General features: G+C 36.9%; 10 protein-coding genes. 6 read left to right on the top strand and 4 right to left on the bottom strand.

The annotated features are described in order from the left end of the window. Nucleotides 1-521: 521 nt before the first annotated feature. The gene (locus ACF3OC_RS10205; RefSeq protein WP_218823986.1) at nucleotides 522-1,397 is read right to left on the bottom strand and encodes a hypothetical protein; all 876 of its coding nucleotides are present in this window, start codon (nucleotides 1,395-1,397) and stop codon (nucleotides 522-524) included. 9 nt (nucleotides 1,398-1,406) lie between these two features. Continuing rightward, nucleotides 1,407-2,213, bottom strand: coding sequence for a 4-(cytidine 5'-diphospho)-2-C-methyl-D-erythritol kinase (gene ispE, locus ACF3OC_RS10200; protein WP_094281705.1), 807 nt, complete (start codon nucleotides 2,211-2,213; stop codon nucleotides 1,407-1,409). A gap of 87 nt (nucleotides 2,214-2,300) precedes the next feature. Between ispE and ACF3OC_RS10195 the strand changes: the two genes are divergently transcribed. The 6 genes from ACF3OC_RS10195 to bglX all read left to right on the top strand — a co-directional run bounded on the left by ACF3OC_RS10195 (nucleotide 2,301) and on the right by bglX (nucleotide 15,547). Further along, nucleotides 2,301-5,159, top strand: a complete 2,859-nt coding sequence (locus ACF3OC_RS10195; RefSeq protein ID WP_094281703.1) for a triple tyrosine motif-containing protein — start codon at nucleotides 2,301-2,303, stop codon at nucleotides 5,157-5,159. A 428-nt stretch (nucleotides 5,160-5,587) separates the two neighbouring features. Beyond that, on the top strand, nucleotides 5,588-8,689 hold the full coding sequence (locus tag ACF3OC_RS10190) for a TonB-dependent receptor (RefSeq protein ID WP_094282692.1): 3,102 nt from the start codon (nucleotides 5,588-5,590) through the stop codon (nucleotides 8,687-8,689). A gap of 19 nt (nucleotides 8,690-8,708) precedes the next feature. Beyond that, on the top strand, nucleotides 8,709-10,133 hold the full coding sequence (locus tag ACF3OC_RS10185; RefSeq protein WP_094282698.1) for a RagB/SusD family nutrient uptake outer membrane protein: 1,425 nt from the start codon (nucleotides 8,709-8,711) through the stop codon (nucleotides 10,131-10,133). A 59-nt stretch (nucleotides 10,134-10,192) separates the two neighbouring features. After that, nucleotides 10,193-11,830 carry a glucoamylase family protein gene (locus tag ACF3OC_RS10180; protein WP_392469150.1) on the top strand — a complete coding sequence of 546 codons (1,638 nt, stop codon included), beginning with the start codon at nucleotides 10,193-10,195 and terminating at the stop codon, nucleotides 11,828-11,830. A gap of 3 nt (nucleotides 11,831-11,833) precedes the next feature. Then, entirely contained in the window at nucleotides 11,834-13,204 is a 1,371-nt protein-coding gene (locus ACF3OC_RS10175; protein WP_094282694.1) for a glucoamylase family protein, read from the top strand. Nucleotides 13,205-13,264: 60 nt separating this feature from the next. Next, a complete protein-coding gene (gene bglX, locus ACF3OC_RS10170) occupies nucleotides 13,265-15,547 on the top strand; it encodes a beta-glucosidase BglX (protein WP_094282695.1) in 2,283 nt (760 codons plus the stop codon). Between the two features lie 90 nt (nucleotides 15,548-15,637). On the opposite strand, the gene ACF3OC_RS10165 is transcribed toward bglX, so the two are convergent. Both ACF3OC_RS10165 and ACF3OC_RS10160 read right to left on the bottom strand, forming a co-directional pair. Then, nucleotides 15,638-16,258: a hypothetical protein gene (locus ACF3OC_RS10165; protein ID WP_179221555.1), complete on the bottom strand. Its 621-nt coding sequence runs from the start codon at nucleotides 16,256-16,258 to the stop codon at nucleotides 15,638-15,640. Nucleotides 16,259-16,323: 65 nt separating this feature from the next. Then, complete coding sequence (locus tag ACF3OC_RS10160; RefSeq protein WP_094282696.1) at nucleotides 16,324-16,854, bottom strand: YfiT family bacillithiol transferase; 531 nt, start codon at nucleotides 16,852-16,854, stop codon at nucleotides 16,324-16,326. Nucleotides 16,855-16,878: the final 24 nt, after the last annotated feature.

The raw sequence follows: 16,878 nt of genomic DNA, 5'->3' as shown, positions 1-16,878 counted from the left end.
AACAGATTCTTCGGCTGCGCTCAGAATCCCTCTGGTTGTCAAATGGTTTTGACAGCCCTAGCGGGGCGACATATTTGTAGGAACGTCAGTTCAAATGAAACAGCCCTGTAAGGGCGACATATTTGTAGCAATATCAGTTCACATGAAATAGCCCTGTAGGGGCGACATATTTGTAGATAAGGAAACTCCGTAGGAGTTTAATATTAGTAGAAATTTGTCCAAGATTAATAGACGCCTATTCAATTCAATCGCTTTAGCGATTGAATTGAATAGGCGTATTTGTTGTTGTGTTGCTTATTACTAATATTGAACCCCTCTGGGGTTCCTACAAATATGTCGCCCTTACAGGGCTATGAAACGTGTAAGGGCATATGCCAATTAAAAATATAAAAGGGCGTATGGGAATTAAAAATGGCGTATGCGAATTAAAAATATAAAAGGGCGTATGCGATACGCCCCTACCAATATTTACCAAAATAGATTCTTCATCTTCGATTCAGAATGAACAAGCTACCGTTTTTTTATTTAATTTTTTGAAAATAGAATTTATCCGAAAATGCTTCATTCCTCTGTATATAGGCATATCCTCTTTTCATATCGATTATCCAATTAAATCGACGAATCAAATCTGCACCGATATAGTTTGTTTTTTGGTTCTTGATTTCTCCGGTAAAAAGACTGACTGGGACATCTTTGAAAGTGAAACTATCAATTTTTATTTGAGGCATCTGACAGATGAGACTGGATAATTTCTGTCCGGCCGAATTAGTCATTGTTTTTTCTTCCAAAACGCGGATTTTCTGAGCCAAATTATAGGTATCGGCGAGTTGGTTGTTGTATAAAATAGCACCTGAAAAACCTGATTGCATTAAGTATTCATCTGCAAAAGACTGTTCTCCGAAAATGCTGGCTAATTGCAGGAATAATTGCCCGTTTTTGGCTTTGACTGGAATTTTATGGTATCCCTCCACTGATGGAAGTTTATCATATAATTCGAATTGGGATTGGGAATAATTGATTTTAAAGATTTTCTCTTGGAACAACAGGGTTCCAATTTTTCCTTCCGCTTCTGGTCCTGTATATTCATTGTTCCAGATCCATACGCTATCAATTACAGTATTGGCTACTTTTATCTGGTTTACTTTGCTTAATCCTTCTGGAAATTCAGTGCTGTCAAATTTCACAGATTGAACTGGATTTTTCCGATCCGGAGCTAGTGAACCCTCCTGCATCGCAATTTGAAACATCAACTCTACGGAATCAACTTCATTTATTATAGCTTCTACAAGGATATTATGATGATTGTTTAATCGAAAAGGAATAATCTCTTGTGCCAGGGCAGAGTTTATCATGCTGAACAATAGCACAATTAGTTGTAACAATTTGAGCTGTTTCATTGTGCTTACTTATAAATTTACAGGCAGAAAAACATTTCCATATTTATTAAGTTCCTCGAGTCCGTCGATATCTTCGAATATGCCAAATACAGATGAACCTGATCCGCTCATTGAAGCATAGATAGCTCCTTTTTCATAAAGTATTGCTTTAATATCCCCGATTACTGGGTATCGGTCAAAAAGGGATATTTCAAAATCATTAATTATCTGATATTTCCATTCTTGAATAGGAAGTCGGATAGCTTCTTTGAGGTTGACACTTGGTGTCATAGGACTTACATTTCTGTAGGCTTCAGCGGTTGAGATGTGGATATCGGGTTTGATGACCACAATCTGGTATGCGCTAAGATCAACATCGATCTCACTTAATTCGGTACCTATGCCTTCAGCATACATGGCTTGGTTGTCAATGAAAAATGGACAGTCTGCACCCAACTGGGCAGCATAGCTTTTCAATTGATTCTTGCTCAAGTTTAACTTGAAGTAATTATTCAAAAGTTCTAAGGTTGAGCTTGCATCGGATGATCCTCCACCTAATCCGGCGCCAATGGGTATGTTCTTTAAAAGATGTATTTTGACTGGATCGATACGATGATCCTGCTTCAATAAATGAAACGCTTTAAGACAAAGGTTTTGGTCATCGGCGACTAAGTCTGAATTCCAGATTTGAAGTTCGAGTTTTTCCGAAGGAAGGATTTCTACGACATCATAGATCTTCACTGGATAAAATATGGTTTCCAGTTCATGGTATCCATCCTCTCTTTTGCTCAGGATATGTAGACCAAGGTTAATTTTTGCATTTGCGAACTTCAGCATATACAAATTAAATGATTTTCCATTAAGTAGCCAATGACAATTTTAATGTTCATAACAAGCTTTTATTATATTTGAGGACAGAATAACATGAAATTAATTAAATCAATCATTCTTTTATTGCTGACTGTCGGACAATTCGCAGCATCATTTGGGCAAAACATCCCTCGTGTAGGCTCCCCATTTGTTCAACAGTACGCCAAGACCAGCTATAAAGCCGGAAATCAAAACTGGGGAATCGCTGTAGCTCCCGATGGGATGATTTACTCAGCCAATACGGAAGGGTTGCTATCCTTTAATGGCCAGGAATGGGAATTGCATCGAATGAAAAATCATGCCGGACTTCGAAGTGTTTATATTGATGCTACAGGTAAGATATTTGTAGGAGGTGCAGGTGAATTCGGTTATTGGACGCGCTCTGATTATGGGAAGATGAGTTATACAAGCTTATCAGGCCTTGTAAAAGATCAGCAAGCATTAAAAAATGATGAGATCTGGCGAATAATCAATGATGGGGATAAGATATACTTCCATACATTCTCCAAAAGCTATCTTTATGCAAATAATCAAATTCAAACTATAACAGCCAATGGAGAGCCATTTTTATTTGGATTCCAGGTAAATGGCAAGATGTTTTTTGAACAAATTCCTTCAGGGCTTTTTAGCTTTCAAGGGAATCAATTATCTCCACTTAAAGACAAGGATAAGCTGTTAGGATATAATATCTTAACTATGCTACCTTATAGCTCTACTGAAATTTTGATTGGGACGGATCGAAATGGGGTTTTCAAGTTGAATTCAGAGGGTAGCATAGTGCCCTGGGAAACTGAAGCTCAAGATTTCTTAAAAAAATACCAGATCAATAGCGGAGTAAAACTTTACGGAAATCAATACGCATTTGGTACAATTCAAAACGGAGTAATCATCATTAACCAAGCTGGAGAAATAGTACAGCATATCAACAAGAACAATGGTCTTCAAAATAATACGGTTTTAAGTCTAGCAATTGACAAGCAATCCAATTTATGGGTGGGTTTAGATAATGGAATTGATCGAATCGATATCAACAGTCCATTATACTATTTTGCAGATCTTACGGGAAACATAGGGACGGTTTACACCTCCATCATTTATAAAAACAAGATATATTTAGGGACGAACCAAGGTTTATTTGTGAGTGACTGGAATGGTGTAGATCATTACAAGTCCTTGGAATTTCGGGTAATCCCAAATTCCCAAGGACAAGTTTGGAAATTACAGAATATAGCTGGACAATTGATCTGCGGCCATAATAATGGTACTTTCATAATTGATGGGAATAGCATGCGCAAGATTTCATCAGTGACCGGGGCTTGGAATTTTGCAACCATTAAAGACAGTAATTACTGGCTTCAAGCGAATTATACTGGCGTGAGTTTAATGCAGAGTAATCCGGATGCAAATTTTATCAAGCAGTTTTCCTACAAAAAAGATCCAATTCGAAATATTATTCAATCGGGTCCTGAAAGCTTTTGGCTAAGTAATAATCAGAATGTGTTCAGTTTTAAGTTAAGTCCAAATTACCAGGAAGCAACTGAACTAAAATTAGAGAATAATGGTTTGCCTAAAGAAACCAAGCTTTACGGGATATATGATTTAGCGAATAACATTGTCTTTGCCAGTGATTCAGGCTTCTACCTATATGACAATATCCTAAGAGCATTTAAACCTTATGAAGAGTTAAATAACCAATTAGGTTCTTTCGCCAATGCGAATAAGGTAATTCCGATCTCCAATAATATATATTGGTTTATTAAGAAATCACATTTAGCGAAGATTCAATTTTTGAGTGATGGTAAACTAAAGATTGACTCAAGTTCATGGAACTCCCTTAAAGGCAGGATGATGAACGAATACGAACAAGTCTTAAATGTTAACAATAACCTTTCACTCATAGGTTTGGACAATGGTTTTGCCTTGTATTTTAATCAATATCCTGTTCAACAGAATATTCCCAAACCATTGATCAGTAATATTTGGAATACTACGGCAGAGCCCTATCCAATTTTCGAGGAGCTTGAAATACCGAATGATGAGAACAATATTCGGATTTCATTTGCATCACCTTGGTACTCCTCTGCATCCTTACGGTATCAGTATTATTTAGAAGGTTATACAGAAGCATGGTCGAGTTGGGAGGAAATTGCTTTTAAGGATTTTACCAATTTACCATTTGGGAATTATACCTTTCAAGTGCGGGCAATTACCCCTAATGGAATCAAATCTGAAATTACAGCCTTTAGTTTTAAAGTTCTACCACCTTGGTATTTAAGTTGGCCTGCCTTAATAATCTATTTACTGTTGTTGGTATTAATCCTTTATTATGGTAAGAAAGGTTATGAAAACCGTTTATTGAAGCACCAAAGACAGCTTAAGATGAAATTAATGGCCGAACAGGAAGAGCGCCTAGCGAGAGAAACAGCGGCCAATGAGAAGAAATTAATCTCTTTAAAGAATATTCAATTGGAGCAGGAATTGGAAAGCAAGAATCGAGAACTTGCCAATGCCGCAATGAATATTGTCTATAAAAATGAAATGCTGAATAACTTGCACCATGAATTAACCAATATTAATGATACCAATGGGAACAAGTTAAGTCAAGACCAACTTCGAAAAGTCAGCAAACTGATTGATGAGGCACACAGTGATGATCGGGATTGGGATTTATTTGAAAAGAGCTTTAATGAGGCCCATGAAAACTTTTTCAAGAAATTAAAAGCAGACTATCCCGGGCTTGTGCCGAATGATTTAAAATTATGTGCTTATCTAAGACTAAATATGTCAAGTAAAGAGATTGCATCCTTATTAAATATTAGTACTCGCGGAGTTGAAATTCGTCGCTATAGACTTCGTAAAAAATTGAATTTACCTACGACAAAAAATTTGACCGAGTTCTTGTTGGAGCTGTAAAAAACAGTCTGCACCCTCCTATTATTTTCAATAATTTTTGATTCAAAACTGAAGGACACTTATGCTAAAAGAATTGTTTTTTTTAGCTGATTTTTAGTAAAATTCTCTATTCTAATCCAGATTTTTAAAAATATTTTTAGTAATTATTTACTTTTTACTACTACAACACTACATCATAGGGATGCAAAACCATATGTGTATTTTATACACTTTAGTGTTCAAGTTGTGAATGACATAAAAATCATATCTATATTAATTTCAATATTTTAATATTTTCTTAACATGGGATTGAGAAAGTATTTTTTTTATGTAGTAGTAATGTATATATGGAAAATTTCAATTACAAACCAATACATCACATATTTGTTAAGTGAATACACACTTTTTTACTACTAAACATTATTTACTCAATTAAAACCATTTGTTATATGAGGAAGTTATTTACCCTGACCTTTGTTTTCCTTATCAGCATGACCTGGCTATATGGACAAAGCAAAACCGTTACAGGAACGGTGAAGGACAGTCAAAGCATGATGGCTTTGCCTGGCGTCTCCGTTACTATTAGTGGACAATCAGGTGGGACACAAACGGATGAGGCAGGCCGTTTTAGCCTAGAGGCTACTCCTACTGATTCATTAGTATTTTCTTTTGTAGGGTTCGTTTCAAAGACTATTATCGTAGGCGATAAGAGTCAAATCAATGTTTTCTTGGATGATGAGAATTTAGCTTTAGAGGAAGTAGTCGTGGTCGGCTATGGTACTCAAAAGAAGGTTGATTTAACGGGAGCTATTGGTAGTGTAAAAGCTGCAGATATTGTTAAACAACCGGCCATGTCGGCGATGCAATCTATTCAAGGTAAAGTTGCGGGTCTAAATGTGACTGCTTCAGAAGCTCCAGGATCAACACCACAAGTTACCATTCGTGGTCTTGGTACTGCATTGGCTGGCCGTAATCCGCTTTATATTGTGGATGGTTTCCCGATGGACAACTTAAATAGTATTAACCCTTCTGATATTGAGTCCATTGATGTCTTAAAAGATGCATCTTCGGCGTCTATTTATGGTGTTCGTGCATCCAATGGGGTGATCATGGTAACGACTAAAAAAGGAAAAATGGGATCAATAAAAATTGGTTATGAAGGCTATGTAGGCATGAAAAACATGCTGAATCAAGTCAAAATGGCCGATGCATCCCAATATATCGAATATTACAATGAGAATATTAAAGGTATCGGAAGAGGCACATTATTAAATACAAGCCAAAGCAATAATACCAATTGGTTTGATGAGATGTTGCAAAATGGTACAGTTTATAATAATGCCATTAACTTATCAGGAGGATCTGAAATCGTAGATTATTTTGTAAGTGTAAATAACTTCACTGAAAATGGAATTTTAGATGGTTCCAAATTTTCAAGAAATACAATTAGAAACAACAACACTTACAAGTTTTTAAACAACAAACTTAAATTTAATCAGACATTAAATCTTTCATTCAATAAATCTACTCCAAAGCCATATAGTTCATTCAATGATGCCTATCGTCAAACTCCATTGGCACCAGTGATGTTTGATAATGGTCGCTATGGTACATCTATTTATAATACGACTACTGGAATCGCAGGCTATCAAACACAGCCAGGCGAGTCCACTGGTAATTTAAACTCCATTGGTAATCCAATTTATGCGATTAAAAGAGCAAATCAGCTAAATAATAGCACTCGTATTCAAGGAGGTATTGAAGGTGAATACCAGATCTTAGATTTCTTAAAAATCAATTCCCGTATTGGTGGAACAAAGATTTTCAGCAACGAAAGAACATTTTCGGATATCAAGGATGCATGGTTAAATGGTAGTCCGCTGCGAACAGAGGCTGATTTCGAGAAGTTAAAAAATGATAATCCGAATGTGACCCAATACGCAAACAACAGTTTGAGTTATAAAAAGAATGAAGATTTTAGATGGCAATGGGAAACGTTTTTGACATTTGACAAGAATTTTAATGGTCATCAACTGAACGCTGTAGCAGGTTTTTCTAGAGAAAAGTACAACATCAGCAATATGTTATCTGGTACAGGGTATGATTTATTAGCACAAGAACAATATTGGAATATTGACATGGCCGATCCAGAATATACCAAAATTCTGAACCAAACTTTCTATACACCGATTGCATTAGCTTCCTATTTTGGCCGTGTTCAGTACAACTATAACAGTAAATACTATGCCACAGCAACCTTCAGAAGAGATGGTTCTAGTATTTTTAGATCTACAGGTGATTATTTTGAGAACTTTCCTTCGTTTGGTATAGGTTGGACGATTTCCAATGAGGATTTCATGAAAGATAACACAGTATTAAATTTTTTGAAATTAAGAGCTAACTGGGGTGTTTTAGGGAATCAGGATATTCCATTGAACGTATCACAATTATTAACTGCTGACGGTAGTTCGAACTTAAATTATGTATTTGGCCCGAACCAAGATTTGGTATTAGGAGCAGCATTTGGTAGCCCAGCAATGCCTTTGAAATGGGAAAAAACCTATGAGACTGGTGTTGGTTTAGACTTTGAAATGTTTGATAGAAAACTATCAGGATCCTTTGATTACTATGATAAATTGAATTCCAATTTATTAATGAATGTGATTCCAATCTTAAATTCACCTTTCTCGAATAACTTTTATGACCATGGTGGTAAGGTTAGAAACAATGGTATTGAGGTCGTTTTAAATTGGAAAAATTCTATTTCTGAGGATTTCAATTACAATATCGGTGTTAATTATGCCTACAACCACAATGAGTTGAAAGAGGTAAAACCAGCATATGATGGAGCTTATGGAGGAAGTCTTTCAAATGGACAGATTACTAAACAGATTAAAGCAAATCAACCACTTTATGGTTGGTGGATGTGGGAAACAGATGGGGTTTGGCAGAATCAAGATCAAATTGACAATGGTGTAAAATATGGTACTCCAAGACCTGGCCATTTGAAATACAAAGATCAAAATGATGATGGCGTAATCGATAATAGAGATAAAGTATTTTTTGGATCCTATATGCCGTCATCAACCTATGGTGTAAACCTTGGTATCAACTACAAATCTGTTGATTTTTCACTTTCAGGATACGGTGTTGCAGGAAACAAAATCTATAATGCATTAAAAGGTACTCGGATCAATGGTGGTGAAAATATCACCGAGGAAACTTATTTGAACCGTTGGACTCCAACAAATAACTCGAATATCAATCCTGGTGCAGATAGAGATTCTTATGCTTCAAATTATTACCTAGAATCAGGAAATTATTTCAGAATTAACAATATCACCTTGGGGTATACCTTCAAAAAGCTATACAATTCGACTTCAAATATGAGGTTGTATTTTACGGCTCAGAATCCATTTATGTTCACAAAATATACAGGATTCTCACCTGAGATCCCTAGTGATGGAAATCCACAGTTGACCTCGGGTATAGAATTATCGGCTTATCCAACTACAAGAAACTTCTTGTTTGGTATCAATGTACAGTTCTAAATCATTAAAGACGACAAATATGAAATTCAGAAATTTAAATATAGCATTATTGGCAGCTGCAGGTCTTTTAATGACGGGTTGTGCCAAGGACTTTCTAGACGTACCATCTAAAGAAATAATTGAGGCTGAAGATAGTAATCAGAATTACTCACCGGAGGTTTTGATCAATGGTATTTATGGGATGTTCACAGATTGGAATTATGGTTTTTCTTTTTTAGGGATTACAGAGATAATTTCCGATAATTCAGATAAAGGTTCCTCACCTACAGATACAGGTAGCGACAAGGATATTTTGGATAATTTGACTTATACCTCCACTGCAGGGTCATTTGCAGCATTATGGGAACAATGGTACAAATCCATTGGTCGTGCTAGCAATGCCATTGAATATACCGAAGGATTTGGTTTGACGGATGAAACCTTAAAGAACCGGTATATTGGAGAAGCAAGGTTTTTGAGAGCTTTAAATTATTTTTGGTTGGTTCGTGGTTGGGGTGATGTTCCTATTCAAGAACAGGATTTGATAAAAAGAGTACCTCAATCTGAGGTTTATGCTTATATCGAAGCAGACCTTCAATTTGCGATCAGTAATCTTCCTGATAAGTCAAAATATGCGAGCAAAGATTTGGGTCGTGCGACGAAAGGCGCTGCTCAAGGCTTATTATCGAAAGTTTACTTATATCAAGGAAAATGGCAACAGGCCTATGATATGGCTCAAGCTGTAATAAATTCAGGTGAATATAGTTTAGAACCAAATTATGAGAAAATTTGGAGATTAGAGGGTGAAAATGGCGGCGAATCTTTATTTGAAATTCAAGCTAGAGGATCCTCAATTGCCCATGGTATCCAACAATATTCTCAAACGCAAGGACCTCGTGGTGGTACGGCGGCAATCGGTTGGGGATTTAATACACCATCACAAAACCTTTTGGATGCATTCAACGCAGAAAAGGATGATATCCGAAGAGATGCAACCATAATTTTCCGTAATGAAACCATGTTTGACGGTGTCAAGATTGGAAATACGGAAAATGAAATGTACAATGAAAAGGCATATTCATCTGCCAATGGTGGTGCTGGAGATACGGACAAGAATCTAAGGTACTTACGATTGGGAGAAGTGTACTTAATTAAAGCAGAAGCTGCGAATGAGTTAGGAAATACTGCAGAGGCGTTGTCAGCATTGAATGCTATTCGTAATCGTGTAAAATTACCAAATACGACAGCAACTGGTCAAGCAGGAATTCGTCAAGCTATATGGAAAGAACGTCGTTTAGAATTAGCGATGGAGCATGACCGTTGGTTTGATTTAGTAAGGACAAAACAAGCAGAAACAGCAATGAAAGCTGCAGGAAAAGCATTTCAAGCTAAGCAATATTTGTTTCCAATTCCAAATAATCAGTTAATACAAACACCAGAAATGGTTCAAAATCCTGGCTGGTAGATTTTCATACAATTTGAGGGAAGGTCGTCTGATCTTCCCTTATTTATAAAATTTCAAGCATGAGAAATCTTTACTCCACAATACTATTGTTCAGTTTTCTTTTCTTGGCTTGTTCCAAGAGTGATGCTCCGAACAACCCCTCGGAATCTGGATTTACCTTAAGTTCTGTAAAGGTTGGTAATCAAGATTTGCAGATCAATTCCAAAGGCATTGCATTAAGCCCTGAAATAATCATTGATTTTGACGAGACCCTTGCAAGTCAAGATTTTTCCTCAACAATTCAATTATTAAACGCTGATAAGGCTACCATGGCAAGCAGCGTAAAACTTATTGATGGAGGCAAAAGAGTTTCCATAACTCCCTCTAAGCCTCTCCTAGCTTTATCTAAGTACGAAATATTAATAAAGAACTCCTTAAAAAGCACTTCGAACAATAGCTTAAAACAGCAATATAATATTGTATTCAATACAGCTATAGATCAATCTGATAAATTCAAGCGGATTTCTGAGGAAGAGCTTTTGAATTTAGTTCAAAAACAAACTTTCAGTTATTTCTGGGATTTTGCGCATCCTAACTCAGGGATGATTCGGGAACGAAATAGCTCAACAGAAACAGTAACTACCGGAGGGACCGGATTTGGTCTAATGGCTATTGTTACTGCCGTTCATCGGAATTTTATCACAAAAGCCGAGGGACTTGCAAGGACGAAAAAGATAATTACCTTTTTAAAGTCAGCTGATAAATATCATGGAGCCTTTTCACATTGGTATAATGGTGCCACTGGAAAAACGCAGCCCTTCAGCACTAAGGATAATGGAGCAGATCTGGTAGAAACTTCCCTCCTTTTTCAAGGATTATTTGTAGCTAGAGAATATTTTCAGGATGCAACAGTCACTGCGGACATCAATGCAATGTATCAAGCTGTAGAATGGAAATTTTTTCAAAATGGGCAGAACGTTTTATTTTGGCATTGGAGTCCTAGTAATACCTGGGAAATGAATCTAAAAATCCAGGGCTGGAACGAATCCTTGATTACCTATGTATTAGCTGCAGGAAGTAGTCAACATGGCATTGAGAAAAAGGTTTATGACGAAGGTTGGGCAAGAAATGGTCAATTCAAGAATGGGAAGAGTTTTTTCAATTTAGTTTTACCCTTAGGGCCAGATCAAGGCGGACCATTGTTTACTGCACAATATAGTTTTTTAGGGATCAATCCAATTGGGTTGAAAGATGCACATGCAGATTATGAAGAACAAGTTAAGAATCAGACCTTAATCAACAGAGCTTATTGCATATCCAATCCGAAGGGATATTATGGATATTCTTCTTCCAATTGGGGTTTAACAGCGGGAGATATTCCAAATGGTTATTCAGCGATGTCTGCAAGTAATGACCTTGGGATAATTAGCCCTACTGCGGCATTAACATCCATGGCATTTACTCCAAAAGAATCAAAAGAGGCATTAGAGTTTTTTTATTATAAGCTGGGTGACCGTTTATGGGGGCAATATGGTTTTAAGGATGGATTTTCCTTGGACCAAGCCTGGTTTGCAGAAAGCTTTATTTCGATTAATCAGGGACCAATTATCATTGGGATTGAAAATCATCGCAGCAAATTAATCTGGAATTTATTGATGAAAAGTCCGGAAGTCAAAAATGGATTAAAAAAATTAGGATTTACTTCTCCAAATATTTAATATATGAAGCTACAGACACTAACAATTGCATTATTACTAGCAGCAACAGGGTTATCATCCTGTCAGAACACACAAAAAGGGGAAAACCAAAAAGACAGTATTTCAGCGGATAGCGTTTCCTTATCTAATGATTCCTTGATGAACAAAATTCAGGCACAAACCTTTCAATACTTTTGGGAGGGGGCTGAACCTAATTCGGGTTTGGCGAGAGAAAGGATTCATATTGATGGGGTTTATCCTGAGAATGACGAAAATGTCGTTACCATTGGCGGTAGCGGATTTGGAATCATGGGATTAGTGGTCGGTATGGAACGAGGATACATCAGTAAAAAGGAAGGTGAAGATCGATTAAACCATATTATGGATTTTCTTGGGAAAATACCACGTTTTAAAGGAGCTTGGTCCCATTGGTATCATGGCGATACAGGAAAGGTTAAAGCCTTTAGTGAGAAGGATAATGGTGGTGACCTCGTGGAAACTGCATTTTTAGCTCAATCACTAATCGTTGTTCGGGAATACCTGAAGAACGGGTCTGAGGAACAAAAATCAATTGCAAAGAAGGCAGACGATCTTTGGAAGTCTGTTGATTGGAACCATTATACCAATGGCAAGAATGTTTTATTATGGCACTGGAGTCCTACGCATGATTTCGGCATGAACCATCCGATTCAAGGTTATGATGAATGTTTGGTACCCTATGTTTTAGCCGGTTCCTCACCTACTCATCCAATTGACACAGCAGTTTACAATCAAGGCTGGGCAAGAAATGGTAAGATAAAATCCGATTTAAAGAAATTCAATATTCCAATTGGGGTAAAACACAATGCCAAGGAAGGTCAGGTAGGACCTTTATTTTGGGCGCATTACTCCTTCTTAGGATTAAATCCAACTGGTTTAAAGGATGCATATGTAGATTATGGAGAAGTGGTAGTCAATCATGCTAAGATCAATATTGCCTATGCCGATGAGAACCCGAATAAATATAAAGGCTATGGATCGGACAAAGGTTGGGGTTGGACAGCATCTTATTCTATAAAAGGGTATGATGCACATCATCCAGACAATGATAAATCCGTTATTAGTCCTACAGCTGCCCTATCTTCTACTCCATATACGCCGAAGGAAAGTATGGCATTTGCCAGATACTTATTCAACCAGCTTGGCGATAAAGTATGGGGAAAATATGGTTTTTATGATGCTTACAGTGAAACCGAGAATTGGTTTCCACAACGATATTTAGCGATTGACCAAGGGCCGATCGTCGTGATGATGGAAAATTACCGATCTGGATTAATCTGGAACTTGTTTATGCAGGCACCAGAGATACAATCTGGATTGAAGAAATTAGGATTTCAGAGTCCCAATCTGAAATAGTTAATAGTTAGAAATAGTTACTCAGCTCAGCAATGGGCTGAGTTTTTAGAATTGAAGAGAATGAGATTAATTAGAAACATCATCTGTGCAGGACTAATTTTCAGCAGTCATTTGGTATTTGCTCAAGCAGACCAAAAGATGGGAAAATTCATTGATGAGTTGATGGGGAAAATGACGATTGAGGAAAAAATTGGTCAATTGAATTTGGTAACTGCAGGCGAGGCGACAACGGGTTCTGTTGTATCAACAGATGTAGAGTCAAAGATTAAAGCGGGAAATATTGGAGGAATTTTTAGTATGACCTCCCCTTCCAGAATCCGGAAAGCCCAGGAATTAGCAGTGAATCAATCGAGGTTAAAAATACCTATCATCTTTGGGATGGATGTTATTCATGGATATAAGACTATTTTTCCGATTCCATTGGGATTGGCAGCAACATGGGACATGAATTTAATTCAGAAAACTGCCCGTGTAGCAGCTACGGAAGCATCCGCAGATGGATTAAATTGGACCTTTTCCCCTATGGTTGATATTTCCAGGGATGCACGTTGGGGAAGAATTTCAGAAGGAAGTGGTGAGGACACCTATTTGAGTTCTCGTATCGCCAAAGAAATGGTTCTAGGCTATCAAGGCGATGATTTAAGTAAAAATAACACCTTGATGGCTTGTGTAAAGCATTTTGCCTTATATGGAGCAGCCGAATCCGGTCGAGATTATAATACGACGGATATGAGTTTACATAGGATGTACAATGAATATTTACCTCCATATAAAGCAGCCCTTGATGCTGGAGCGATGTCTGTGATGACTTCCTTCAATGATATCAACGGAGTTCCTGCAAGCGCAAATCATTGGTTATTGACAGATTTATTGCGTAAAGATTGGAACTTCAACGGTTTGGTCGTAACAGATTATACAGCTGTCAATGAATTAATAGACCACGGTCTTGGTGATCTTCAGAAAGTATCAGAACTTTCCTTGAAGGCCGGAGTGGATATGGATATGGTGGGAGAAGGCTTCTTGACCACCTTAAAGAAATCATTGGATGAAGGGAAAGTTTCAGAAGAAGAAATCAATCGAGCATGTCGCTATGTTCTAGAAGCAAAATATAGATTAGGGTTATTTGAAGATCCTTTCAAATATTGTGATGAAGATCGAGCAAAGAAAGAGCTATTAACTCCAGCTCATTTAAAATTGGCAAGAGAAGCTGCCGGGAAATCATTTGTCTTATTAAAGAATGCCCACCATACCCTACCATTAAAAAAGCAGGGTACAGTTGCTGTTATTGGTCCATTAGCAAATACAGGGGCAAATATGCCGGGAACCTGGAGTGTGAGTGCTGATTTAGAAAACACCCAATCCCTTGTTGAAGGAATGCGTTCAGTACTTGGAGATAAAGTGAATATTGTGACACACTTGGGGGCAAATTTGACGGATGATCCTGCATTACAAGAGCGTTCCACCATGTTTGGGCGTAGCATTCCTCGTGATAATCGTTCATCTGAAGCAATTATTGCAGAGGCCTTGGAAGTTAGCAAGAATGCGGAAGTAATCGTAGCAGCCTTGGGTGAGAGTTCTGAGATGAGCGGAGAAAGCTCAAGTCGTACTGATTTAAATATACCGGAGAGCCAAAAACGATTATTGGAAGCCTTGGTAAAGACAGGTAAACCCGTAGTTTTGGTATTATTTGCTGGAAGACCATTAACCCTAACTTGGGAACAAGAACATGTTCCAGCCATTCTCAATGTATGGTTTGGGGGAACGGAAACCGGAAAAGCAGTTGCGGATGTACTCTTTGGGGATGTAAATCCATCAGGAAAATTACCGGCAACATTTCCGCAGAATGTAGGACAATTACCAATGTACTACAGCGAGAAAAATACAGGTCGTCCATTAGCAAAATCAGCATGGTTCCAGAAATTTAGATCCAATTACCTAGATGTGAGCAATGAACCTTTATATCCATTTGGATTTGGATTAAGCTATACTGAATTTGAGTATAGTCCCTTGAAATTGGAGAAGGCAACAATAAATAAATCAGATAAGCTTAAAATTACTGTTCAGGTCAAAAATAATGGGCAGTATAATGGTGAGGAAGTGGTTCAATTATATATTCAGGACTTGGTTGCATCACAAACCAGACCAGTTAAAGAATTGAAAGGCTTTCAAAAAGTATGGATAGAGAAGGGAAAATCGAAAACCGTAGAGTTTGAAATCAGTGAAGAAGATTTAAAATTTTACAATCAAAAGCTTGATTTTATTTCAGAACCTGGGAAGTTTAAGGTTTATATAGGAACCAATTCGAGGGATGTTCAAGAAGCAGAATTTGAATTGATAGACTAAGATAATCTTGCATAATTTAATTTAAATAATGAATAAGAGCGACAAAATTGTCGCTCTTATTATTGAAATACCATATAATTGGGAAAAGGTTTACCCAATATTTTCCGTATAAAAATCTACCTCGATAAATTTTTGGAATTCACTTTCATCTTCTTGCGTTAATTGAAATTGTTTGATAACTCCGGCAATTTTAATTGGAGATTCAGGCAATAAGCCTGCGTCTTTATCATGTGCCACAAGGACAGCCTCTCCGGATACCTCATCTTTAATTTCATAAACTATATAAGTCTCACTGATTGGGATTAATGTAAAAACATCGATCACGGGAATAGAGATAAAACCACTAATGATACCTTCGCCTTCGATTTTTCGAGGGGTACCACTAATAATCACTCCAGTTCCAGCATCCAAGGATTCTAATTCAGCATTCGAATTTATTGATTGCGGATTATATTTCTGGAAATTATCAGAAAGTTTATCATCGAATCTCCCTTCAATTTCCTGTTGTTCCCTAGCTGATAATTTGGACATTGCCAGATTTAAAAACAATACAGCCTTTTGTTTTTGTAGGCTTGCTCCGGCCACTTTTGACACTTCTGATTGAGAAATAAGGTCATCATCAGCTTTAGTAAAAATATTATAGAATTGACCACCATTATCTAGGTTATCAATTGCTTGACTAGCACTTTTGAAAAGGGTTATTTGTTCCATTATTAGATAGTTTTGAATCTTAAATTTACTGAATTTATTAGAATTATGCAGGATTTCAAGCTTATCTATAGCTTTTTTGCATTGATAATATGGGTAAGATGATGATTACAATGCCAAGCATAAATTCCTATGGCAGTTTCAATACTAATCATTTTATTGGATTCAGGATTACGAAATTGTTTTTTCAAATCCTGTTGGGAAAGGTTTGATAATAGTGTTGCCCAACGTTGGTGTAATCCATCCAAAATTTTCATGGAGCTTTCAATTGGCATATTACTGTCAGGCAAATTTGCCCATAGATCTTCCTTATAAGTTTTTATGGTAGGAGTATCCTCAGTCAATGCCAGTTTAAAACGAATAAAACTATTCATATGACTATCTGCACAGTGGTGGATTAACTGTCTAATGGTCCAGCCATCTTCCCGATACGTCAATTCAAAATCTTTATCCTGTAATTTTTGAATTTCATTACGCAGGTATTCAGGGAATTTGGCAATCGTTTTAATCCAGGAATCGATGGTTTCCTGATTGATATGTTCAGGTTGGCTGAATTTTCCAATTGGATATCTAAGTTTTTCAAGTTGGTCTTTTAACATGATTATTTTGGTTATAAGGTATTA

It is taken from the genome of Sphingobacterium cellulitidis (assembly GCF_043187465.1).
Taxonomy (GTDB): Bacteria; Bacteroidota; Bacteroidia; order Sphingobacteriales; family Sphingobacteriaceae; genus Sphingobacterium; species Sphingobacterium cellulitidis.
The sequence above is the reverse complement of the archived record's forward strand: the minus strand, read 5'-3'. Positions and strand labels throughout refer to the sequence as shown.

What these genes read in the sequence shown, in the direction of transcription:
- ACF3OC_RS10205 (WP_218823986.1), bottom strand. Translation starts at nt 1,397, where the DNA reads ATGAAACAGCTCAAATTGTTACAACTAATTGTGCTATTGTTCAGCATG.
- ispE (WP_094281705.1), bottom strand. Translation starts at nt 2,213, where the DNA reads ATGCTGAAGTTCGCAAATGCAAAAATTAACCTTGGTCTACATATCCTG.
- ACF3OC_RS10195 (WP_094281703.1), top strand. Translation starts at nt 2,301, where the DNA reads ATGAAATTAATTAAATCAATCATTCTTTTATTGCTGACTGTCGGACAA.
- ACF3OC_RS10190 (WP_094282692.1), top strand. Translation starts at nt 5,588, where the DNA reads ATGAGGAAGTTATTTACCCTGACCTTTGTTTTCCTTATCAGCATGACC.
- ACF3OC_RS10185 (WP_094282698.1), top strand. Translation starts at nt 8,709, where the DNA reads ATGAAATTCAGAAATTTAAATATAGCATTATTGGCAGCTGCAGGTCTT.
- ACF3OC_RS10180 (WP_392469150.1), top strand. Translation starts at nt 10,193, where the DNA reads ATGAGAAATCTTTACTCCACAATACTATTGTTCAGTTTTCTTTTCTTG.
- ACF3OC_RS10175 (WP_094282694.1), top strand. Translation starts at nt 11,834, where the DNA reads ATGAAGCTACAGACACTAACAATTGCATTATTACTAGCAGCAACAGGG.
- bglX (WP_094282695.1), top strand. Translation starts at nt 13,265, where the DNA reads ATGAGATTAATTAGAAACATCATCTGTGCAGGACTAATTTTCAGCAGT.
- ACF3OC_RS10165 (WP_179221555.1), bottom strand. Translation starts at nt 16,258, where the DNA reads ATGGAACAAATAACCCTTTTCAAAAGTGCTAGTCAAGCAATTGATAAC.
- ACF3OC_RS10160 (WP_094282696.1), bottom strand. Translation starts at nt 16,854, where the DNA reads ATGTTAAAAGACCAACTTGAAAAACTTAGATATCCAATTGGAAAATTC.